Origin of the sequence: Sandarakinorhabdus limnophila DSM 17366 (genome assembly GCF_000420765.1) — a bacterium.
Classification (GTDB): Bacteria; Pseudomonadota; Alphaproteobacteria; order Sphingomonadales; family Sphingomonadaceae; genus Sandarakinorhabdus; species Sandarakinorhabdus limnophila.
In genome coordinates this window covers 160,196-180,892 of record NZ_ATVO01000005.1, presented here as the reverse complement: position 1 = coordinate 180,892, position 20,697 = coordinate 160,196, and the positions used below count along the sequence as shown (strand labels likewise).

The 20,697-nt window shown below is 65.5% G+C and carries 22 protein-coding genes; 12 read left to right on the top strand and 10 right to left on the bottom strand.

The features are described from left to right. Nucleotides 1–94: 94 nt before the first annotated feature. On the bottom strand, nt 95–829 hold the full coding sequence (locus tag G566_RS0106305; RefSeq protein WP_022679831.1) for an arginyltransferase: 735 nt from the start codon (nt 827–829) through the stop codon (nt 95–97). Between the two features lie 87 nt (nt 830–916). Beyond that, nucleotides 917–2,161: a threonine ammonia-lyase gene (locus G566_RS0106300; protein WP_022679830.1), complete on the bottom strand. Its 1,245-nt coding sequence runs from the start codon at nt 2,159–2,161 to the stop codon at nt 917–919. Nucleotides 2,162–2,292: 131 nt separating this feature from the next. Here G566_RS0106300 and G566_RS0106295 point away from each other — a divergent pair, with 131 nt between their 5' ends. The 9 genes from G566_RS0106295 to G566_RS15350 all read left to right on the top strand — a co-directional run bounded on the left by G566_RS0106295 (nt 2,293) and on the right by G566_RS15350 (nt 9,846). Further along, on the top strand, nt 2,293–2,676 hold the full coding sequence (locus G566_RS0106295; RefSeq protein ID WP_022679829.1) for an acyl-CoA thioesterase: 384 nt from the start codon (nt 2,293–2,295) through the stop codon (nt 2,674–2,676). A 46-nt stretch (nt 2,677–2,722) separates the two neighbouring features. After that, the gene (locus G566_RS0106290) at nt 2,723–3,592 is read left to right on the top strand and encodes an NAD(P)-dependent oxidoreductase (protein ID WP_022679828.1); all 870 of its coding nucleotides are present in this window, start codon (nt 2,723–2,725) and stop codon (nt 3,590–3,592) included. Beyond that, nucleotides 3,589–4,116 (top strand): GNAT family N-acetyltransferase, encoded by a 528-nt coding sequence (locus G566_RS14735; protein ID WP_022679827.1) that lies wholly within the window; start codon nt 3,589–3,591, stop codon nt 4,114–4,116. Before G566_RS0106290 ends, G566_RS14735 begins: the two co-directional genes overlap by 4 nt. Nucleotides 4,117–4,135: 19 nt before the next feature. Beyond that, the gene (locus G566_RS0106280; protein WP_022679826.1) at nt 4,136–5,779 is read left to right on the top strand and encodes an amidohydrolase; all 1,644 of its coding nucleotides are present in this window, start codon (nt 4,136–4,138) and stop codon (nt 5,777–5,779) included. Between the two features lie 108 nt (nt 5,780–5,887). After that, nucleotides 5,888–7,360 carry an amidase family protein gene (locus G566_RS0106275; RefSeq protein WP_022679825.1) on the top strand — a complete coding sequence of 491 codons (1,473 nt, stop codon included), beginning with the start codon at nt 5,888–5,890 and terminating at the stop codon, nt 7,358–7,360. A 191-nt stretch (nt 7,361–7,551) separates the two neighbouring features. Then, nucleotides 7,552–7,725: a hypothetical protein gene (locus G566_RS15355; protein WP_022679824.1), complete on the top strand. Its 174-nt coding sequence runs from the start codon at nt 7,552–7,554 to the stop codon at nt 7,723–7,725. Nucleotides 7,726–7,934: 209 nt separating this feature from the next. Next, nucleotides 7,935–8,600 carry an SOS response-associated peptidase gene (locus G566_RS0106265; RefSeq protein ID WP_029131336.1) on the top strand — a complete coding sequence of 222 codons (666 nt, stop codon included), beginning with the start codon at nt 7,935–7,937 and terminating at the stop codon, nt 8,598–8,600. A 49-nt stretch (nt 8,601–8,649) separates the two neighbouring features. Then, on the top strand, nt 8,650–9,693 hold the full coding sequence (locus G566_RS14730) for a hypothetical protein (RefSeq protein WP_051135965.1): 1,044 nt from the start codon (nt 8,650–8,652) through the stop codon (nt 9,691–9,693). Nucleotides 9,694–9,699: 6 nt separating this feature from the next. Then, nucleotides 9,700–9,846 carry a hypothetical protein gene (locus G566_RS15350; RefSeq protein WP_156874443.1) on the top strand — a complete coding sequence of 49 codons (147 nt, stop codon included), beginning with the start codon at nt 9,700–9,702 and terminating at the stop codon, nt 9,844–9,846. A gap of 151 nt (nt 9,847–9,997) precedes the next feature. On the opposite strand, the gene G566_RS0106255 is transcribed toward G566_RS15350, so the two are convergent. From G566_RS0106255 to G566_RS0106220, 8 genes are all read right to left on the bottom strand, one after another. Further along, nucleotides 9,998–12,088: a protein-disulfide reductase DsbD family protein gene (locus G566_RS0106255; RefSeq protein ID WP_029131335.1), complete on the bottom strand. Its 2,091-nt coding sequence runs from the start codon at nt 12,086–12,088 to the stop codon at nt 9,998–10,000. Between the two features lie 76 nt (nt 12,089–12,164). Beyond that, nucleotides 12,165–12,911, bottom strand: coding sequence for an alpha/beta hydrolase (locus G566_RS13700; RefSeq protein WP_022679821.1), 747 nt, complete (start codon nt 12,909–12,911; stop codon nt 12,165–12,167). An 84-nt stretch (nt 12,912–12,995) separates the two neighbouring features. Then, on the bottom strand, nt 12,996–13,505 hold the full coding sequence (gene rpsI, locus G566_RS0106245; protein ID WP_022679820.1) for a 30S ribosomal protein S9: 510 nt from the start codon (nt 13,503–13,505) through the stop codon (nt 12,996–12,998). Between the two features lie 10 nt (nt 13,506–13,515). Further along, nucleotides 13,516–13,992 (bottom strand): 50S ribosomal protein L13, encoded by a 477-nt coding sequence (gene rplM / locus G566_RS0106240; RefSeq protein ID WP_022679819.1) that lies wholly within the window; start codon nt 13,990–13,992, stop codon nt 13,516–13,518. A gap of 120 nt (nt 13,993–14,112) precedes the next feature. Next, the gene (locus G566_RS0106235) at nt 14,113–14,574 is read right to left on the bottom strand and encodes an NUDIX domain-containing protein (protein WP_022679818.1); all 462 of its coding nucleotides are present in this window, start codon (nt 14,572–14,574) and stop codon (nt 14,113–14,115) included. After that, nucleotides 14,571–14,930, bottom strand: a complete 360-nt coding sequence (locus G566_RS0106230) for a DUF2237 family protein (RefSeq protein WP_022679817.1) — start codon at nt 14,928–14,930, stop codon at nt 14,571–14,573. The genes G566_RS0106235 and G566_RS0106230 overlap by 4 nt, the downstream gene beginning before the upstream one ends. Beyond that, nucleotides 14,927–15,952: a COX15/CtaA family protein gene (locus G566_RS0106225; protein WP_022679816.1), complete on the bottom strand. Its 1,026-nt coding sequence runs from the start codon at nt 15,950–15,952 to the stop codon at nt 14,927–14,929. The genes G566_RS0106230 and G566_RS0106225 overlap by 4 nt, the downstream gene beginning before the upstream one ends. Nucleotides 15,953–16,005: 53 nt before the next feature. Then, nucleotides 16,006–17,616: a M20/M25/M40 family metallo-hydrolase gene (locus G566_RS0106220; protein WP_022679815.1), complete on the bottom strand. Its 1,611-nt coding sequence runs from the start codon at nt 17,614–17,616 to the stop codon at nt 16,006–16,008. Between the two features lie 131 nt (nt 17,617–17,747). Between G566_RS0106220 and G566_RS0106215 the strand changes: the two genes are divergently transcribed. The 3 genes from G566_RS0106215 to dxs all read left to right on the top strand — a co-directional run bounded on the left by G566_RS0106215 (nt 17,748) and on the right by dxs (nt 20,697). Continuing rightward, nucleotides 17,748–18,113, top strand: a complete 366-nt coding sequence (locus G566_RS0106215; RefSeq protein WP_022679814.1) for a MerC domain-containing protein — start codon at nt 17,748–17,750, stop codon at nt 18,111–18,113. A 53-nt stretch (nt 18,114–18,166) separates the two neighbouring features. Then, a complete protein-coding gene (locus tag G566_RS0106210) occupies nt 18,167–18,643 on the top strand; it encodes a Fur family transcriptional regulator (RefSeq protein ID WP_022679813.1) in 477 nt (158 codons plus the stop codon). 122 nt (nt 18,644–18,765) lie between these two features. Next, nucleotides 18,766–20,697 carry a 1-deoxy-D-xylulose-5-phosphate synthase gene (gene dxs, locus G566_RS0106205; RefSeq protein WP_022679812.1) on the top strand — a complete coding sequence of 644 codons (1,932 nt, stop codon included), beginning with the start codon at nt 18,766–18,768 and terminating at the stop codon, nt 20,695–20,697.

Below are 20,697 nucleotides of genomic sequence, written 5' to 3'. Positions count from 1 at the left end.
TACAATGACCGCGCAACGCCAACGGGATTTTCAGGAAGAAGGGCTTCCGGCGGGCAGGGCCTGAGGCCCTCGTTGTGCCTGCAAGAGGCCCGCGTCAGTCCACTTCCCGCCACTGGCCGCCGATCAGCGCTTCCACCGGGCGGAATTTCGTCTTGTAAGCCATGCGCGAACAGCCTTCGATCCAGTAGCCCAGATACACGAAGGCCAGCCCGGCGCGGGCGGCGCGGGTGATGTGGTCCATGATGATGAAATTGCCCATGCCGGGCCGCTCAACCAGATCGGGATCGTAGAAGCTGTAGATCATCGACAGGCCGTCGGTTTGCTTGTCGGTGAGGCAGCAGCCAATGAGGCGGCCGAGGCGGCCATCGGTGGTGCGCTCGCGATATTCCACCATCATTGTATCAACGGGCGATTGTTCCACCATGTCGGAGAAATCATGGGCGTCCATGGCGGCCATACCGCCATCGGGGTGGCGGGCGCCGAGGTAACGGCGCAGCAGGCTCCATTGTTCTTCGGTGGCCCAGGGTTCGCAGGCGTGCACATCCAGATCGGCGTGTTGGGCGAGCAGTTTCTTCTGGCTGCGGCCCGGTTTGAAGCGGCTGGCTGGCACGCGGACGGAGATGCAGGCGTTGCAGCCATCGCAGCTGGGCCGGTAAACGACATTCTGGCTGCGGCGAAAGCCGATGCGGCCCAGGGCTTCGGCCATGGCCGGCGCGTCATCGCCTTTCAGTTCGGCGAAGACTTTGCGTTCGGTCCGTCCCGGCAGATAGGGGCAGGCCGAAGGGGCCGTCACGAAAAAACGCGGAAATCGATAAGACTGATCCGTCACCCGTGAAGACCCTCGACTGCCACTGCTCCCCCGATAACGGCGACGTTAACGTGACTTTACGCGGCTGGCCAGTCCCCAGGCGTTAATTCAGTCCGCTTCAACCATCCTTGTTTCGTAACCGGCGGCGCGCAGGGCTTCCACCAGCCGATCGAGGTGATCGCGATCGCGGGTTTCGCATTCGATATCGGTGATCAGGCCCTTGGCCGGCAGGTTGGTGAACACGCGCTGGTGATAGACTTCCAGGATGTTGACCTGTTGTTGATCAAAGATGCGCGCCACTTCGAACAATTGACCGGGCCGGTCCTTCAGCCGGATGCGCAGGCGGGCGAGCCGCCCGGAGCGCGCCAGATCGCGCAGCAGCACGTTGGCGAGCAGGCGCGTATCGATATTGCCGCCGCACAGCACCAGGCCAACCTTGGCGCCCTTGAAACGGCGCGGGTGAGCGAGCAGGGCGGCCAGGCCGGCAGCGCCAGCGCCTTCCACCACGGTCTTTTCAATGCCGAGCAGCAGGGAGACGGCGCGTTCCAGATCGCGTTCGCCGACCAGCACGATATCGTCGACCAGCGCGCGCACGACTTGTTGGGTCAACACGCCGGGGTTCTTGACGGCGATGCCTTCGGCCAGCGTATCGCCATCGCAAGTGGCGCTCTGGCCCTTCATCGCGGCATACATGGAGGGGTAAAGCTCCGCCTGAACGCCGATCACGCTGATCTCACGGTTCTGCGCCTTGGCCACCGTGGCAATGCCGGAGATAAGCCCGCCGCCGCCGATGGGCACCACCAGCGTATCGAGTTCCGGCACGTCTTCCAGCATCTCCAGGCCCACAGTGCCCTGGCCGGCCATCACCTTGGCATCATCGAACGGGTGGACGTAAACCAGCCCCTTCTTCTCGGCCAGTTCCAGCGCGTGGGCGCTGGCATCATCATATTTCTCGCCAAACAGCACGACATTGGCATCGTGGCTTTCGGTCTGCTGCACCTTCACGATCGGCGTGAAGCGCGGCATCACGATGGTGGCCGGGATGCCCAGCCGGCGGGCGTGATAGGCCAACCCCTGCGCGTGGTTGCCGGCCGACGCCGCGATCACGCCGCGGGCGCGTTCTTCCGCGGTCAGCGTCAGCAGGCGATTGAGCGCGCCGCGTTCCTTGTAGGCTGCGGTGAACTGCAGGTTCTCAAACTTCAGCCACACCTGCGCGCCGGTCATCGCGCTCAACGTTTCCGATTTCAGGCACGGCGTGCGGATCACCTTGCCGGCAATGGCCAACGCAGCAGCCTCCACATCGGCAAGGGCGATCGGCAGTGGAGCCGGCGAAACAGGAGCAGTAGCGTTCATCCCTGTTCCATAACGCCGCAGTTGCAGCCGCGCTACCCATTGTCCGTATTGGGTATGCGCTGGTTGCCGACTTGACCGGTGAGCGGGCGGGTGAGCATGGTGGAAATATTGGTAAAGATGGGAATCGGGTGATGTATCGGCACGATGTTGCAGTCGCAGCGGCAGACATTGACCATATGGGCCATGTCAATAACGCCGTTTATCTGCGCTGGGTGCAGGATGCGGTGGTGGCCTATTGGCAGAACACCGCGCCGCCCGAAGCGGTGGCCAATCATCTGTGGGTCGCGCTCAATCACAATATAAGTTACCGCGCGCCGGCGTTCCTGGAAGACAATGTGGTGGCCAGCGTGGTCGCCGAAAATGTGCAGGGCGCGCGGGCGTTTTTCACCACCATGTTCAAGCGCGGCGAGCAGGTGATCGCCGAAGTGAAAAGCACCTGGTGCTGCATCGATGTTGCCACCATGCGCCCGGCGCGGCTGGCCCGCGACGTGGTGTCGTTGTTCCTGCCCAATTGATCCTGCTCTGATTGCTTAGGCGCGGCGCGGGCGTTAAGGCCGGCGCATGGGCAAGAACATCGCATATCTGGGGCTGGGCGTGATGGGTGGGCCAATGGCGCGCCACCTCGCGGCGGCCGGGCACACTCTCACCGTTTACAATCGCACTGCCGAAAAGGCCGTCGCCTGGGTGGCCGCCCATGGTGGCCGCGCCGCGCCGACACCTGCCGCCGCTGCGACGGGCGCTGATGTGGTGATCGCCTGCGTGGGCGCCGATGCCGATCTGGAAGCCGTCACGCTCGGCCCCGATGGTGCGTTCGCCGCCATGGCGCCCGGCGCGCTGTTCATCGATCACACCACGGTGTCCGCCGCGATTGCCCGCCGGCTCGCCACTGAAGGCGAAACGCGCGGCCTGCACGTGGTGGATGCGCCCGTCTCCGGCGGCCAGGCCGGGGCCGAAAATGGCAAGCTCACCATCATGGTGGGCGGTTCCGAAGCCGCGTTTGCCGCCGCCGAACCGGTGATGCAGGCTTACGCCCAACGCATCGGCCACATGGGGCCGGCCGGCAGCGGCCAGCTCACCAAGATGGTCAACCAACTGTGCATCGCCGGCATTTTGCAGGGCCTGTCCGAAGGTCTGGCGCTGGGCCTGAAGGCGGGTCTGGACATGGATGCGGTGGTGGACGTGATTTCCAAGGGCGCCGCCCAAAGCTGGCAGATGGACAATCGCGCCAAGACAATGACGCGCGGCCAGTTCGATTTCGGTTTCGCGGTGGATTGGATGCGCAAGGACCTCGGCCTGGCGCTGGACGAGGCCCGCCGGCTGGGCGTGCCGCTGCCGATGGGCGCGCTGGTCGATCAATTCTATGCCGATGTGCAGTCCATGGGCGGCGCGCGACAGGACACGTCCAGCCTGATCCGGCGGCTGGCGCGGTGAGCCTCACCTGGCGCTCTGCGCGCCTGCCGGATGACGAAGCGCTGCTGATCGATCTCAACGCCGAATATCTGCACTTCGTGTTCTCCGGCGTTGCTGCGCGTTTTGGCATCACATTGGCCGACATTTTCCCCGACGGCGACATTCGCGCCTATCTGCCTGCGGCCTTGCCGAAAACGCTCGGCCCCGGTCCGCCGGAAAGCTGTTTCTACATTCTGGAACAGGACGGCCAACCAATCGGTATGGGCGGCGTGCGCCGCGTGCGGGACGGCGTGTGCGAGATGAAGCGCGTCTATGTGCGCGATATTGCCAAGGGGCAGGGGCTGGGCCGCCGTCTCGTCGAGCGGCTGATCGCCGACGCGCGCGGCTTTGGCTATCGCACCATGTTCATCGATACGTCGCCCACGCTGGAAACCGCGATTGGCCTTTATGAGCGGCTGGGATTCAAGTGCATTTCGGCCTATCCGGAAGTGGAAGTGCCGGAAATCATGTTCCCGCACTGGGTGTTCATGGCCAAAGACCTTTGAAAACAGGGGAAAACCCGAAATGAAGAAACTGATCCTTGCCGCACTGCTCGCCACCGCCACGCCGGGGTTTGCCGACACGCTCTACACCAATGCCAATGGCTACACGCTCGACAGCAAGGGCGAATTGCAGCGCTTTGCGACGCTGGTGGTGGACGAAGCTGGCAAGGTGAAGGCCACGTTGAAAGCCGGCGCGGCGCTGCCCGCCGGCGCAAAGGTGGACATGGCCGGCGCCACGCTGTGGCCGGGCCTGATTGATGCCCATGGCCATGTGATGCGGTTGGGCGAGCTCAAACTGGTGGTCGATCTGCGTGATAGCGCCTCCATCCCCGAAGCCCTGGGCCGCATCAAGGCGGGCATTCCGGCAACAGGCTGGATCATGGGCCGCGGCTGGAACCAGGAACGCTGGTATGCCGATGGCAAATTGATCAACCGCTTCCCCACCGCTGCCGAACTGGATGAAGTCACCGGTGACCGCCCGGCCTGGTTCACGCGCGTTGATGGCCACGCCGGCTGGGCCAACACGGCCGCCCTGAAAGCCGCCGGCATCACCCTTGATTCCAAGGCGCCCGATGGCGGCGAGATCATTCGCGATGCTGCCGGCAACCCCACCGGCGTGTTTGTCGACAAGGCGATGGCGCTGATCACCCGCGTCATCCCCAATGATGATGAAAAGCGGCTGGATCTGGTGCTGGAAAAGAGCCTGGAAACCATGGCCGAAGTCGGCCTCACCGGCGCGCATGATGCCGGCATGGATAAGCCGACCTGGGATCGCTACGTGCGTTTCGCCAAGGCCGGCAAGCTGACGGCGCGCATCTATGCGATGGCCGGCGGCCCCGAAAACCGCAAGGCGATCGCGCCGAATGGCCCGATTCCGTGGAGCGAGGGCGATCTTGTCGCCATGCAGTCGATGAAGCTGGTCTCCGATGGCGCGCTCGGCAGCCGCGGTGCCTATTTGATCGCGCCCTACAGCGACATGCCGAACACGCGCGGGCTGGACATCACCCCGGCCGACAAGCTGAAAACCTATATCACGCAAGCCTCGCGCGATGGCTTCCAGGTCAACGTCCACGCCATCGGCGATCAGGCCAACCGCTCCACCATGGATGGCTTTGCCGCCGTGCCGCTCAGCGAGCGTCTCGCCCGCCGCCACCGCAACGAACATGCGCAGATTGTCGACATGGCCGATCTTGGCCGCTTTGCCAGCTTGAAGGTCATTGCCTCCATGCAGCCCACCCACGCCACGTCCGACAAGGGCATGGCCGAAGCGCGGCTGGGTGAAGGCCGGCTGGACGGCGCCTATGCCTGGCAGCAGATCAAGAAATCCGGCGCTGAACTGGCCTTCGGCAGCGATTTCCCGGTGGAGCCGCCCGATCCGATGTTCGGCCTGCACGCCGCTGTGACGCGCCAATCCCGCGACGGCCTGCCCGCCGGTGGATGGCGCCCGTGGGAAAAGGTGAACCTGGCCGATGCCTTCGCCGGCTTCACCACCTGGGCCGCCCGCTCTGGCCACAACGAAACCAAGGTGGGCACGCTGGAACCCGGCAAATATGCCGATTTCATCACCCTGGAACGCGATCCATTCGCTGCGCCGGAAGGCGATCTGTGGAAGATCAAGGTGACGGCCACCTGGCTGGCCGGGAAACAGGTGTTCAAGCGGAAGTAAGGGGAGGCCACCGCCCCGGACGAGATCCGGGGCGGTGGCCCCTTCTTTCTGCTTTCCCGATAACGCCGCTCATGTCACTTTCCCCGCAAGAACACGGGGAGCACATCCATGGCCGATTTCAGCATCAACCGCCGGCATCTGCTGGCTGGCGCCATGGCGGCGACTGCCATGCCAGCGCGCGCCGCAGCGGCTGCAGCCGATGATGCCATTGGCCTAGCTGCCCGCATCCGCAGTGGGGACGCGAGCGCGCGCGAAACGGTGCTGGCAGCTTTGGAGCGGGCCGAGGCCGCGCAGGCCAAGCTGAACTTTGCCATCCTGATCGATCGGCCGCGGGCCATCAACGCCTTGCCCACCGATGACCGCAAGCCGGTGATCCCGACCTTCATCAAGGATCTGAACGACTACAAGGGCTGGCCCACCCGCAACGGCAGCCGCGCGTTTGAGAAGGCACCCCCGGCCACCGCCAATGAACGGTTTGTCGATGCCTTTGCCCAGATGAACACTCTGCCGCTGGGCAAGACGGCGACGCCGGAATTCGGCCTGATGTGCGTGACCGAGCCCTTGTCGCACGGCGCCACCCGCAACCCGTGGAATCCGGATTTCTCCCCCGGCGGATCGTCGGGCGGCAGTGCGGCGGCAGTGGCGGCCGGCGTTGTGCCGATTGCCCATGCCAATGATGGCGGCGGCTCGATCCGCATTCCGGCCGCGCTCACCGGCCTGTTCGGTTTCAAGCCCAGCCGGGGCCGCATGGCGGGGCAGAAAACGGCCGATGATCCGGGCGAGATTGCGGTGGATCATGTGCTCACCCGGTCCGTGCGTGATGCGGCGCTCACCATGGCGGCGCTGCAGGGGCCCGCTGCCGACGGGCTGGGCGCCGCCGTGCCGCGTCTGGCCGGCCCGGTGGGCGAACGCCTGCGCATCGGGGTGATCACCGTCACCGCCGATGGCAGCCAGCCGGATCAGGAAGTGTTGGCCGGCATCGCCCGCACCCGCACGCTCCTCTCTGGCATGGGCCACAGTGTTTCCGATGCCCGCTGGCCATTCAACGCGGCGGATTTCGGCCGGGACTTCCTGAGCTTCTGGGCCTTCAGTGCAGCGCAGTCGGTGGGTTTCGTCAGCAAGATGATGGGCGCCGATGGCGTCGCCCAGCTGGAGCCGCTCACCCACCATCTGGCCGCGCAGGGTGCCGCCTTGTCGCCCGCCGATTTCCAGGCGCTGATCGGCCGGCTGCTGGGCTATCGCGCCGCCTATGATGCCAGTTTCCGCGATCACGATGTGCTGCTCACCCCGGTGCTCAGTCGCCATGCGGTGCCGATTGGGTATCTGTCGCACAGCCGCCCGCCGGCCGATGTGGTGGCCGACATGATGCGGCTGGTGGCCTACACGCCGGTGCAGAACATGGCCGGCGCCGCGGCCATGAGCGTGCCGATCATGACCGCCACCAACGGCCTGCCGCTGGGCATGCATTTTGCCGGCCGGCGCGGCGATGATGCGCGTCTGCTGGATCTGGCGTTCCAGCTGGAGGCGGCAGCGCCGTGGGCCCAGCGACTTCCTCCAATCTGGTTCGGAAACCGCGCCTGAACCATCCATGATGGACCGGCTCTGCCGCGCTGGCGGCGGATGCCTGTGGCACATTTCGCCCTGTCATCAAGGGTTGAGGTGTCGCCGTGCCAGTTCATCGTGGTTCATTGTCTCCGGCGCCGCGCCCCAGTACGCCGCCCCCAAATGCGCCGCTGCAACCCCCTGCAACACGGCCCGATCTGGTGCTTTCCGTGCGCCGGCGTTCGGCGTTTGATACGCCGGTCTCCAACAGCGGCGCCGCGCTTGGCCTGGGGCCGCCGCCGGCTCCGGGCGGGGATCGCATGGCCCGCCGCCTTGGCCTGGGGGTTGTTGGCACGCTGGCCACGATCTTGTGGATGTGGACTCTGGCGCCGCCCCCGCTCTGAGCCGTCCCATCCCACCATCGGTGCCTGCCCCGCACCCCTGCATGCGGCAGCCACCAAGGCCCTGAAGCGCGCGGACCGGAAGCCGCCCGCTTCAGGCGCTTGCACCCTGCGGCCCGGCGCGTGTTTCCGCCGGGCCGCAGCTCGGCGCCGCTACCCCCACTTGCCAATCCCCGGCCGCCGCGCTTGATGGGCGCAGAAAGGGGCCGGCCATTTGCAATCTCTATGCGCTCACCAAGGGCCAGCAGGCCCTGCGCGATCTTGCCCGCGTGCTGGAACTGGGCGCGGTGCAGGATAATCTCGGCAATCTGCCGGTGTTGGGCGGCCTCTATCCCGATGCCGAAGCACCGATCATCGGCGTGGCCCGCGGCGACACTCCTGTCCCCACCCTCAGCCTCGCCCGCTGGGGCATGCCAAGCCCAGCCTTTGCGCTGGAAGGCAAGACGGTCGATCGCGGCATCACCAACATCCGCAACACCGCCAGCCCCCACTGGCGGCGCTGGCTGGCCCCGCCCTATCGCTGCCTGGTACCGTTCACCGCGTTCGCTGAACATGTGAAGTCGGATGCGGGCTTCCAGCCACTATGGTTCGCGCCGGCCGCAGACGATCCGCTGGCCTGCTTCGCCGGCCTCGCCACCCGCTGGACCGGCACCCGCAAGAAGGCCGAAGGCGAGGTGACTCTCACCGTGTTCGGCTTCCTCACTTGCGAACCCAACGCGGAAGTGGCGCCCCATCACCCCAAGGCCATGCCGGTGATCCTCACCACGGCCGATGAACAGCGCCGCTGGCTCACCGCCGATTGGGCCGAAGCCGCCACCCTGCAACGCCCGTTGCCCGATGGCGCGCTGCGCGTTTTGGGCTTTGCGGGCGAGACCTGAGCACGCAACCACTCTTCCCAGCCGACCAGCGAACAGCGACACTCATCCCATGGGTCGCACGACCGGCAGCGCCAACAGGCCTGCCGCAACCGGGGATGATGCGACCATGGCGCAGTTCAAGATCACCAGCTGGAACATCAAGCACATGCACGACGCGATCGCGCCGGGCGGCAAGGATGCGGTGCGGTTGCCGTTCATCCGCGAACAGATCGCGCAAATGGATCCGGATATCCTGTGCATCACCGAAGCCACGCCTGATCTGCCGCTGCTGCAGCAATGGGCGGCCACGCTGCACGTTCCCTATGTCGTGCCCACCATCCCCGGCACCGCCGAGGCACTGGCCAAACTGCCGAACAACCCGCGCAAGGCGCTGTGTAAGCTCTATGGCTATCCCGATAATCCACTTTCCGGCAGTCAGTGGATCTGGTTCCTGGTCAAGGCCTCGCTGAAACTGGGTGCCGAGCTGCAGGATCCGAAAATCTGGCGCCGCTTTGCCGCCAGCCAATATGCCGATGCCGCCGATCAACAGCGCACGGATGGTAAATGGGGCCTCTATTACTGGGCGGAACGCAAGGCCGGCCTGTGGAACCATGTTCGCCAGCCGCAGGTGCTGGTCGCCACCATCGCCGGCCTGCGGGTGGAACTGATCGGCGCGCACCTGCGCTCCAAGCTCAACAGCACCCGAACCGGCATCTGGGAAGATGAAGCCCGCACCACATTCACCGAACCCTATCTGAAGGAAGTGATGAACGACCGCATCAAGCTGGCCACCGAAGCCGAGAACATCCGCAAATATATCGACGCCCGCTTCGCCCAGGATGCCAATCCGGCGGTGATGGTGATGGGCGATCTGAACGACGGGCCGGGCCGCGAAGTTTTTGAACGCAAGCACCTTTATTTCGATCTGATCGGCAACCTGCAGGGCAGCATCTTTGAAGCCGAACGCTTCCTCAATCACGCCCTGTTCGATTACGGCACCCCCGTCACCGGCAGCGGGGAGGGCCTGCGCTGGAGCTACAAACTCTCCGGCAAGGACCCGGTGGACCCCACCCGCGATCCCCACCTGCTGCTCGATCACATCATGTTCACCTAGGGCCTGGTGGCAAAAGACGCGCTCCCCCGCATCCGCAGCGGCGCCGGCCTGGTGGAACATGCCATCCACGAACGCGTGAACGCGATGCGGCCGAAGAAAGTGCCGGAGACGAGCGATCACCGGCCGGTGTCCGTTTCGTTGACGCTGGCGTAGAAAAGAGGGCCTCCGGCGGGCAGGGGCTGAGCCCCTGCACCCGCTTTCGTTTTCGGGCGGCCCATCCACAATAAGCGCCAGCATGACAGGTAAGGGGCCAAACAGGATCGAACGGGTGCAGGGTCTGCGACCCTGCCCGCCGGAGGCCTTTTTACACCTTTAACGTGGTCAGCGCATCCACCGTCAAAATCTGCGGCAGTTCCGTCTCGCCGCCGGTGGGATCATAATAGACATAGACCGGCACGCCGGCGCGCTTGTGTTCGGCGAGCCAGGTGGAGATGGCGGCGTCGTTGCGGGTCCAATCGCCTTCCATAACGGTGATGCCCTTGGCCTTGAAGCTTTCCGCGACCGCCGCATCGGCCATGGCGCCTTTCTCGTTGACCTTGCAGGTGAGGCACCAATCGGCGGTCATGTAGAGGAAGACCGGCTTGTTCTGGGCGCGAAGCTCGGCCAGCGCGGCCGGCGTATATTTCACAGCGTTCAGTTCGCTGGCGGCGGCGGTCGTGGCTTTCGCAGCGCCTTCCGGGGCGGCGGTCGGCACCAGCAGCACGGCGGCGACGATGGTGGCGAGGCTGGCAATGCCGGGGATGGCGAGGCTCTTGCCGCCATGTTGCCGGCTGCCCAGCCACCACAGGAGCAGGCCGAAGATCAGCGTGCCGGCCAGGCCCATGGCCATGCCGTTGACGCCCACCTGCTGGCCCAGCACCCAGGCCAAAGCGAGGGCAGTCAGGAACATCGGGACGGAGAGGATGGCGCGCAGGCGGACCATCCACGCGCCCGGCTTGGGCAGGCGGCGGCGCAGGGCGGGGCTGAAGCCGATCAGCAGGAAGGGCAGGGCGAGGCCGAGGCCGAGGCCGGCGAACACCGAAAGTGCCTGCACGGTGGGCAGCACCAGCGCCGCGCCCAGCGCGCCGGCCATGAACGGGCCGGTGCAGGGGGTGGCCACGAACGCCGCTAGTGCGCCGGTGAAAAAGGCGCCCGAGGCACCGCCGGAGCGCGCCTTGTCTTGCCCCAGATTGCCGGTGGTCAGCGTGACTTCGAACAGGCCGGCAAGGTTCAGCGCGATGCCGGTGACCAGCAGCAGCAGGAAGGCGATCACGCGCGGATCTTGCAACTGGAAGGCCCAGCCAACCTGGCTGCCGGCGGCGCGCAGGGCCAGCACCAAGCCGCCCAGCGCGGTGACAACGATGACGACGCCGGCGGTATAGGCCAGCGCTTCGGTGCGGGCTTCGGCCGGGCCGACATTGCCCTTGGCCAGCGCCAGCGCCTTAAGGCTGAGGATCGGGAACACGCAGGGCATGACGTTGAGGATCAGGCCGCCCAGCACCGCGCCCAAGAGGATCAGCGGCAGGCCGGGTCCGTCACCGCCGCCCGCTGAATCGTCGTTGCCGCCGGTTGCCGCCAGCGCTGCACCGGGGCCGGGGACGCTGCCTTCCTTGGCGGTGATGGCAAAGCCCATCGGCGCTTCGCCGGCCATCTCGACGCGCAGCACTCCGGTCACTTCGCCTTCGGGGCCAGGGGTGCCGGCGTCCGTCTCGATGCGCAGCGCGTCGCCCGCAATCGTGACCTTCTGCGGCGTCACATGGGTGATCACGGCGTCACCAGCGGGGAAGAACCAGGCGCTCTTCACCTTTTCGAGGCCGGCCATCGGCACGCTCAGCACGAAACGCGTGCCGGCTTTCGCCCACGTGGCGGTGGCGGCAAGCGCGCGCGGCAGGGTGGCGCGGCCTTCGGCGATCTGCGGCGCCATGGTGGCATCATCGGCGCCGTCGCCCACCACCAACGGCAGCGACAGGGTGGCCGATTCCGGCACGCATTGTTCGTGGCTGCACACCAGCCAATCGACCTGCACGTCGATCGGGAAGGCGCTGCCAGCTGCCAGGCCCGCCGGCACGTCAATCTGGGTCAGCAGGATATTCCGCTTTTCATAGACGTGGTTCATCAAGCCTGACACGACCAGCGTGCCCGGGACTGGATATTGCAGTTCCGGTGGGGCCGACACACCGGCCGGCAGCCGCCATTCCGCCCGCGTCGGCGCGCCGGCATCGCCGGGGTTCAGCCAATAGGTGTGCCAGCCGGCCTTGGGTGTGAGCACGATGCCCAGTTGCAACGGCTTGCCGGGGGCGGGCGCACTGCTCTGCGCGATCAGTTCCACCCGCGTGTGCGGCTGGTCACTGACCGGGACCGCCAGCGCCGGCAGGGCCAGCAGGGCAAGGACGAAGGAGAGAAGGCTGCGAATCATGGCCGGCCTTTTGACAGCCTGCGCGTCAAAGCGAAAGGCCAGTGCCGATTGGCCGCCCCCAAGCCCGGCTTTGCCCTCACAACCGGGCCAGCGCGGCACGCAAGGCGGAATAATGCGAACAGCTCGGCAACCGATTGAGCGTGACCGGGCCGGGCAATGCGGCGGCCAGCGCCTCGGCCATTGCCGGCGGCGTCCAGTTATCGGCGTCTCCCTGCCAGAGGGTGATTGGCACGGCGGGGCCGGCAAGATCGGCCGGGCCGCTGGCGGCATAGGCGGTCACTTCGGCGATAAAGCCGGCCGGGGTTCGGCCCAGCCCGGCGCGCAATACTTGGGCCATCGCCTGCCGGAAATCCGGATCGCGGCTGAGCGCCAGATCGGCGCCCGCCGCAGTGGCAAACAGCCGATCGCACAGGAAGCCGGGCGCGGTGCGGGCGATCAGGCTTTCCAACTGCGCCACCAGCCGGAACAGCGCCGGGCGGGCCCGTGCAAGGCGGAACAGGCCGCCCCCGGCCATGGCGGGCAGAAAATCCCCCAAGGCCAGCGGCGCCGCTGGCGAGATCAGGTGCAGGTGCGCCACCCGATCACCCAGTGCGCGCGCGACCGCCAGCGCCACCGGCGCGCCGAGCGAAAAGCCGATCAGCGTCACTGGCCCATCGGCACAGTGCATGACCACCAGCCTGGCAAGGGTGGCGGTATCGACCGGCATGGTGCGATCAGGGGCAAAGGCGCGAAGGCCGGGCGGCGCGCATGCCTGCCATTCACCAGGGCCGCCGGGCTGACCGTGGAAATAGGCGATGTGAGGCAGGTCGGCAGAGGAAGCCATCGTCTCGGCCTAGCACAACCGGACATACACAAGAAAAGGGGCCACGCTTGCGCGCAGCCCCCTTCTTTCGAACGGCGAACCGGATCAGCGCTTGCTGAACTGGAAGCTGCGGCGGGCCTTGGCCTTGCCGTACTTCTTGCGTTCGACAACGCGCGGATCGCGGGTCAGGAAGCCGGCCTGCTTCACCGGGGTGCGCAGGATCGGTTCATACTTGGTCAGCGCCTGGGCGATGCCGTGCTTCACGGCGCCGGCCTGGCCCGAAAGGCCACCACCAACCACGGTGCAGACCACGTCATACTGCTCACGGCGTTCGGCCACGTCGAACGGCTGGTTGATCACCAGGCGCAGCGAGGGGCGGGCGAAATAGACGGTCTGATCGCGGCCGTTGACCGTGATCTTGCCGGTGCCGGGCTTCAGCCACACGCGGGCGATGGCGTTCTTGCGCTTGCCGGTGGCATAGGCGCGGCCCTGCGCATCGATTTCCTGCTCACGCAGCGGGGCGGGCGGGCCGCCACCACCGGTGTGGGCGGTGTTGACGGGTGCATCGGCATCCATGTTGCCGAGATCAGACAGGGACTGGCGATTGTCAGACATTTCTTATCCCTCAACCAGCAAGCGTGGTGTTTTTGCGGTTCATCGACTTGACGTCGAGCACTTCCGGCGACTGGGCGACATGCGGATGCTCGGCACCGGCAAAGACGCGCAGGTTGCGCATCTGATCGCGACCCAGCGGGCCGCGCGGCACCATGCGTTCCACGGCCTTGATCAGCACGCGTTCCGGATAGCGACCTTCCAGGATCTTGGCCGGAGTGGTTTCCTTGATGCCGCCCGGGTGACCGGTGTGGCGATAGTAAACCTTGTCTGTGGTCTTCTTGCCTGTGAAGCGCACCTTGTCGGCGTTGATGACAATCACGTTGTCACCGCAATCGACGTGCGGAGTGTAGTTGGTCTTGTGCTTGCCGCGCAGGCGGTTGGCGATGATCGAAGCGAGACGGCCGACGACGAGGCCTTCGGCATCGATCAGCAGCCACTTCTTTTCAATCTCGGCCGGTTTGGCCGATGCGGTGATCCGGGTGAGCATGGCGTTGATTCCATTCTTCAAAATGCGAAACGGCCGAGGTTTTGGCCCCGGCGTCGAGCCGGCGTATCGTGCAAACCCCCGTGCAGGTCAAGGAAAAACCGGGGTTTTTGGCATGTGGTATTATAGCACCGCGCCGTTTCGCGGCGTCTCCAGCACCAGCCGCAGACGCTGCTGCAGGGGCGCAATCGCGTCGCTGGCGGCCAGAAACGCGTCCAGTCCAAGCAGTTGTGGGCTGTGGCCTTCGGTGTCGAAGCGGATGGCGTTCACTTCGCTTCTTGTGATCGTGGCGGCGAGGAACCAGCCGGTGCGGCCCAAGGAACCACTGCGCGCATCCATCGCCGGGAAGGGCCGCGCCCACCAGATGCGCTGTTCGGGCAGGTGCAGGCCGAACTCCTCGTGCAATTCCCTTAAGGCGCACAGGGCCGGGCTTTCATCGCCCTCGCGGCCGCCGCCGGGCAGATCGATCAGGCCGGGCCAGGGGATGCCGGGCTTGTTGTCGCGGCGATAGGTGAGGATGTGGCCGTCAACCAGCGCCGCCAGCTTGGCGCCGGCGAAGTCCGCGCCGTCCCACGGGGTGATCACACGGCGTGGGCCTGGAGGTGACCCAACATGGTAATCTCCAGTGTCTTGGCGTGGGTGGCTTCCAGAACCACTTCCGGCGCGAACCCGGCGATGCGGGCCTCTTCCCAGCGGCCAGCGCACAGGCACCAGCGGTCACCGGGGTTGAGGCCGGGGAAGCCATATTCGGGGCGCGGCGTCGACAGATCATTGCCAGCTGATTGGCTGAAGGCGAGGAACTCCTCGGTCATCACGGCGCAGACGGTGTGGAGGCCGGCATCGGCCGCATCGGTGTTGCAGCAGCCGTCGCGATACCAGCCGGTCAGCGGTTCCAGCGAGCAGGGCAGCAGTGGCCCGCCGAGCACATTCTTCGCGGTCATGCAGGACCCCTTCTCGACCAATGCGCCGCCCAGACCACGGCTGCCACCAGCAGCGCCGCGCCGGCCTGGTGGGCGACACCGAGCCAGACCGGCACGTGGTTCAGAATAACGGAAACGCCCAGAACGAACTGCGCCAGCACAACGCCACCCAGCGCCAGCGCCCGGACACCGCCGCCCGCGCGCCACAACCGCGCGGCCACCGCCAGCACGGCGCCGGCGGCAATCCAGGCCAGGCTGCGGTGGATGAACTGCACGCTCACCGGATCGCTGACCGCGTCGATGGCGCGGCCCAGGATCCCGTCGGGCACCAGCGCGCCGAACATCAGCGGCCAGGTGTCGCTGGCATGGCCGGCCCGCAAGCCGGCGGTGAAGGCGCCCCAGACGATCTGCACGGCCAGCAGCGCGGTGAGCGGCCACACCCAGACGCGAGGGCGGTCGTGACGAGGCTTATCGCCATCGATGAGATCAAGCGCGGTCCAGATGCAGCCGGCCATGATGATGAAAGCATTGGACAAATGCACCGCCAGCCGTTCCGGCGCCACCTCGGTACGATCGACGAGGCCGGAGGCGACCATCCACCAGCCGATGGCGCCCTGCAGGCCACCCAAGGCGAACAGCGCGAGCAGCCGCGGCTTGTAACCAGCTGGAATCTTGCGGCGAATCCAGAACCACGCCAACGGCAGCGCAAAAGCGAGGCCGATCAGGCGACCCAACAGGCGGTGGACATATTCCCAAAAGAAGATGCCCTTGAACTCGGCCAGGCTCATGCCGCGGTTCATCAACTGATACTGGCTGGACTGCTGATACAGCGTAAACTGCCGAAACCATTCACTTTCCGTGAGCGGCGGCAGTGTACCCGACACGACATCCCAGCGGGTGATCGACAAGCCGCTCTCCGTGAGCCGGGTGATGCCGCCGACGACGACCATGGCAAACACCAGGGCGGCGATGCCGAGCAGCCACACCGCCACGTCGCGCGGGCGGGCATCGGAACGGGGAAGCGAGGCGGCGAGGGAAGCCATGGACGCCTCCCTAGGCCCAAAGTTCATGCCGGCCAACCCCACCTGATGCCGCATCAATACTTCTTGTCGGGATCTTCATAACGGAAGGGATCGGTCATTTTCGGCTTGGTTGGCAGGGGCTTGGCGGGCAACGGCTTGTCGGCGTTGGCGGCTTCCCACAGCAGGCTGGCCAGGATCACCGAGGCCTGGCGCAGATCGGCAGGGCGCAGGTGATCGAAGGTATCGACGCTGCTGTGGTGTACGGTCGTGCCATAATCCAGCGGATCCTGGATGAACTGGAACGCGGGCAGCCCGATGGCCTGCATGAACTCGTGATCGGTGCCACCGGTCGGGCTGGCGACAACCGTGCTGGCACCCATGCTGGCAAATGGCGACAGCCACTCCTGCAGGATGGGCACGGCCGCGAAATTGCCTTCGGCATGGATGCCGCGGAATTTGCCGCCGCCGTTATCCATGTTGAAATAGGCCGCCAACAGATTGTAATCGGCCTTTTTTTCGATCGGATACTGGCCCAGCTTGAAATCATAGCTCAGCCTGGCCTTCACCGGATCCGGGTTGGCCGGCCGGCTGGCGAAGTGGCGTTCGATATAGTTGGCCGAACCATAGAGGCCCTGCTCTTCGCCTGACCACAGCGCAAAGCGGATCGTGCGTTTCGGTTTCACCTTCAGTGCCGCCAGGATGCGCGCCGCTTCCATCACCACCGCCGAACCGGCGCCATTGTCGGCGGCGCCATCGGCGGCCACCCAGCTATCAAGGTGGGCGCCGGCCATCACGTAACCGGCCTTGGCGTCGCTGCCCGGAAGATCGGCCAAGACATTGTAACCATTGGGATCGCTGTCGTCGAACTTGACCTGCGAAGTGATGGTCAGCGTCACGTCGCCCTGCGTCGCCAGGCGGGCGAGGCGGCGATAATCCTCGGCGGTCAGCTCCAGTCCGGGCAGCTTGGGCGTGTCGCGGTGCTGATAACCTTCGCCGTGCAGCAGGCCGTTGTCCCGGTAGCTCATGCGCACCCAGCCCACGGCGCCTTCCTTGGCCAGGAATTCGTCAAGTTGCTTGCCGAACTGGATGAACTTGAACCAGCCGTCACCGTCGTCGGATGCGGTCACCGGCTGTTGAAACTCGTCGAGCTCACCGATTGCCTTGTCTTCCATCCGCAAAAAGGCCGGCTTGGTGGCATCGGCCGGCGGGCGCGGAAAACTGATGGCAACGATCTTGCCCTTCAACTTGCCGCTCCATTCGGCAAAATCGCGCGGCTTCTTCATTGGTGCAACGATGAGCGGCGCGGTGATGCCGCCGGCCGGCGTGCCCGGGGTCCACGCCACCGGAATGGTCCGCAGGCTCATGCGGCGCGGCGATTCCAGCGTGACGCTGGCGCTTTCGATCGACCAGCCGCGGCCGAAATCAAAGCCTTCGGTGCGCACGTTGGTCAGACCCCAGCCCTTGAACTTGTCCTGCGTCCAGCGTTCGGCCACGCGCATGCCAGGCGAATTGGTCATGCGCGGCCCGATCCGGTCGGTCAAATAGGCCACGGTATCCACCACTTCGCCGTGGTTCATGGCTTCATCGGTAATCCGCGCCACCATCGCCAGATCAGGCGCAGCCAGTGTTGGGGCGGCAACGCCGGCAAGCAGCAGGGCAAGAAGCTGGGCTTGTGGGGCGCGCATCGGGCAATCTCCAGATCAGGGAATTCTGGTGTCTAGCGGCCGGCAATCTGCATGGCAACGCGCGAGCCGGCCCAGTGCCGTCAGGCCAAAAGGGGTTGTCGCCAAGGATGTAATAATGTAACACCAATCGCGTGCCGTTGCCCAGCAGCCTCCTCGATCGAATCGCCATCGGCCTGTCGGGCCTGTGCCTGCTGCATTGCATGGCCGGGTTCGTGCTGCTGACCGTGTTTGCGCTCACGGGTGACTGGCTGGATCACCGGGTGCACTTCATTGGCCTGATGCTGGCCATGCCTTTGGCGGCTGTGGCGCTGTGGCGCGGCTGGCGCCGGCATGGCCGCAGCGATATCGGCATGATGGGCGTGGTCGGCCTGGCGGTCATGGCGATCTCGCTGGCGGTGGAACATGGCGCGGTCGCCGAAATGCTGGTTTCCGTCGCTGGTGTGGCGATCCTGGCGTTTGCCCACTGGCAGAACATGAAGGCGCTGCGCCTCCCCTGAGCCTTTGGGCCTGAACCACCCGCCGTCTTGCATGGCGGGCCGCAAAGCCCGATATGCAGATCATGGCACATCCCGCCCACAGCCACGGCCAGCATCACAGCCGAGCCGATCTTGCCGCCGCCGCCCAAGCCCGGCTGAAAAGCGCCGGCGAGCAATGGACGCCCCTGCGCGCAACCGTGTTTGCCGCACTTGCAGGATATGATCGCCCGGTTTCGGCCTATGATGTGACCGATGCGGTTTCCACGGCCAGCGGCCGCCGCATTGCCGCCAACAGCGTCTATCGCATTCTCGATCTGTTTGTGGCCAACAACGTGGCCAGCCGGGTCGAAAGCGCCAACGCCTTCATCGCGAATGTCCACCCCGATTGTCCGCACGATTGCATTTTCCTGGTGTGTGACCGCTGCGGCGGGGCGACTCATGTTGATGATGACCGCATCACCGGCGACGTGCGCAGTGCAGCGCTGGCGGCGGGCTTCACCCCGGTGCGCCCGGTGATCGAAGTGCGCGGCCTGTGCGCAAACTGCGCCTGAAATCAGCATGATGCCGTGCTACGGCAATGAAACTGTCATGTTGGATTGACACTTCGGATGACAGGCCCCGCCATTCTCGCTAAGGGCAATTACTAAAGATTCATCGATTGCGAGCCGTTCTCATGACGCTTGAAACCCCGCTTCTCGACCAAGTCAACATTCCGGCCGATCTGCGCCGGCTGGAACCCGGGCAGTTGCGGCAATTGGCGGATGAACTCCGCCAGGAAATGATCCACGCCGTTTCGGTGACCGGGGGCCACCTCGGTGCCGGCCTTGGCGTGGTCGAGCTGACCGTCGCTCTCCATTATGTGTTCAACACGCCGGACGATAAGTTGGTGTGGGACGTCGGCCACCAGGCCTATCCGCACAAGATCATCACCGGTCGGCGCGAGCGCATTCGCACCCTGCGCCAGGGCGGCGGCCTCAGCGGCTTCACCAAGCGCACTGAGAGCGAGTATGATCCGTTCGGCGCTGCGCACAGCAGCACCTCGATCTCGGCGGCGCTGGGCTTTGCCGTCGCCAACAAGATGATGAACAAGCCGGGCAAGGGCATTGCGGTGATCGGCGATGGCGCCATGTCGGCCGGCATGGCCTATGAGGCGATGAACAATGCCCGCGAGGCCGGCAACCGGCTTGTGGTGATCCTCAACGACAACGACATGTCGATCGCGCCGCCGGTGGGGGCGCTATCGTCCTATCTGTCGCGGCTGCTTTCGGGCCGCAAGTTCCTGGAACTGCGCGAATATCTGAAGCAGGTTTCTGGCAAGGTGCTGCCGCCGCCGCTGCAGAAGGCGGCCGCGCGCATCGATGAATATGCCCGCGGTTTCGCCCAGGGTGGCGGTACCTTGTTCGAGGAACTGGGCTTCTATTATGTAGGCCCGATCGATGGCCATAATCTCGATCACCTGCTGCCAGTGCTCGAAAATGTGCGCGACGCCGCGGAAGGCCCGATGCTGATCCATGTCGTTACGCAAAAGGGCAAGGGCTATGGCCCGGCCGAAGCCAGTGCCGACAAATATCATGGCGTGGTGAAGTTCGACGTGGTTTCGGGCACCCAGCACAAGGCGCAGCCCAAGGCGCCGGCTTATCAAAATGTGTTCGGCGACATGCTGATCGAGGAAGCCAAGCGCGATCCCAACATCGTCGCCATCACCGCTGCCATGCCATCGGGCACCGGTGTGGACCGCTTTGCCAAGGCCTTCCCGGAACGCAGCTTCGACGTCGGCATCGCCGAACAGCACGCCGTCACCTTCGCTGCCGGCCTGGCCGCGCAGGGCATGCGGCCGTTCTGTGCCATCTATTCCACCTTCCTGCAGCGCGCCTATGATCAGGTGGTGCACGATGTGGCGCTGCAGAATCTGCCCGTGCGCTTCGCGATTGACCGTGCTGGCCTGGTCGGTGCCGATGGTGCCACCCACGCCGGTTCGTTTGATGTCACCTATCTCGCCACCCTGCCCAACATGGTGGTGATGGCTGCTGCCGACGAAGCCGAACTGGCCGACATGGTGCACACTGCGGCCATTTACGACGATGGCCCCATCGCCCTGCGCTATCCGCGCGGCGAAGGCACCGGCGTCGCCATTCCCGAAACCCGCACCCGCCTCGAAATCGGCAAGGGCCGCATTGTGCGGCAGGGCAGCAAGGTTGCCATCCTGTCGCTCGGCACCCGCCTCGCCGAAGCGCTGGCCGCCGCCGACACACTCGACGCCAAGGGCCTTTCCACCACCGTTGCCGACATGCGCTTTGCCAAGCCGCTCGACATGGCGCTGATCCGCAAGCTCGCCGCTACCCACGACGTGTTGATCACCATCGAGGAAGGCGCGATTGGCGGTTTCGGCAGCCATGTGCTCACGCTGGCCAGCGACGAAGGCCTGACCGATGCCGGCCTCAAGGTTCGCACGCTCCGCCTGCCCGATATCTATCAGGATCACGACGCCCCGGCGAAGCAATATGCCGATGCAGGGCTGGACGCTGCCGGCATCGTGCGCACCGTGCTCGACGCGCTGCGCCACAACAGCGTCAACGCGGTTGATGAGGGCGCGGCGCGGGCCTGA

What these genes read in the sequence shown, in the direction of transcription:
- G566_RS0106290 (WP_022679828.1), top strand. Translation starts at nt 2,723, where the DNA reads ATGGGCAAGAACATCGCATATCTGGGGCTGGGCGTGATGGGTGGGCCA.
- G566_RS0106280 (WP_022679826.1), top strand. Translation starts at nt 4,136, where the DNA reads ATGAAGAAACTGATCCTTGCCGCACTGCTCGCCACCGCCACGCCGGGG.
- rplM (WP_022679819.1), bottom strand. Translation starts at nt 13,992, where the DNA reads ATGCTCACCCGGATCACCGCATCGGCCAAACCGGCCGAGATTGAAAAG.
- rpsI (WP_022679820.1), bottom strand. Translation starts at nt 13,505, where the DNA reads ATGTCTGACAATCGCCAGTCCCTGTCTGATCTCGGCAACATGGATGCC.
- G566_RS0106230 (WP_022679817.1), bottom strand. Translation starts at nt 14,930, where the DNA reads ATGACCGCGAAGAATGTGCTCGGCGGGCCACTGCTGCCCTGCTCGCTG.
- G566_RS0106220 (WP_022679815.1), bottom strand. Translation starts at nt 17,616, where the DNA reads ATGCGCGCCCCACAAGCCCAGCTTCTTGCCCTGCTGCTTGCCGGCGTT.
- G566_RS0106275 (WP_022679825.1), top strand. Translation starts at nt 5,888, where the DNA reads ATGGCCGATTTCAGCATCAACCGCCGGCATCTGCTGGCTGGCGCCATG.
- G566_RS14730 (WP_051135965.1), top strand. Translation starts at nt 8,650, where the DNA reads ATGGGTCGCACGACCGGCAGCGCCAACAGGCCTGCCGCAACCGGGGAT.
- G566_RS0106300 (WP_022679830.1), bottom strand. Translation starts at nt 2,161, where the DNA reads ATGAACGCTACTGCTCCTGTTTCGCCGGCTCCACTGCCGATCGCCCTT.
- G566_RS0106210 (WP_022679813.1), top strand. Translation starts at nt 18,167, where the DNA reads ATGCAGATCATGGCACATCCCGCCCACAGCCACGGCCAGCATCACAGC.
- G566_RS13700 (WP_022679821.1), bottom strand. Translation starts at nt 12,911, where the DNA reads ATGGCTTCCTCTGCCGACCTGCCTCACATCGCCTATTTCCACGGTCAG.
- G566_RS0106255 (WP_029131335.1), bottom strand. Translation starts at nt 12,088, where the DNA reads ATGATTCGCAGCCTTCTCTCCTTCGTCCTTGCCCTGCTGGCCCTGCCG.
- dxs (WP_022679812.1), top strand. Translation starts at nt 18,766, where the DNA reads ATGACGCTTGAAACCCCGCTTCTCGACCAAGTCAACATTCCGGCCGAT.
- G566_RS0106295 (WP_022679829.1), top strand. Translation starts at nt 2,293, where the DNA reads ATGTATCGGCACGATGTTGCAGTCGCAGCGGCAGACATTGACCATATG.
- G566_RS0106225 (WP_022679816.1), bottom strand. Translation starts at nt 15,952, where the DNA reads ATGGCTTCCCTCGCCGCCTCGCTTCCCCGTTCCGATGCCCGCCCGCGC.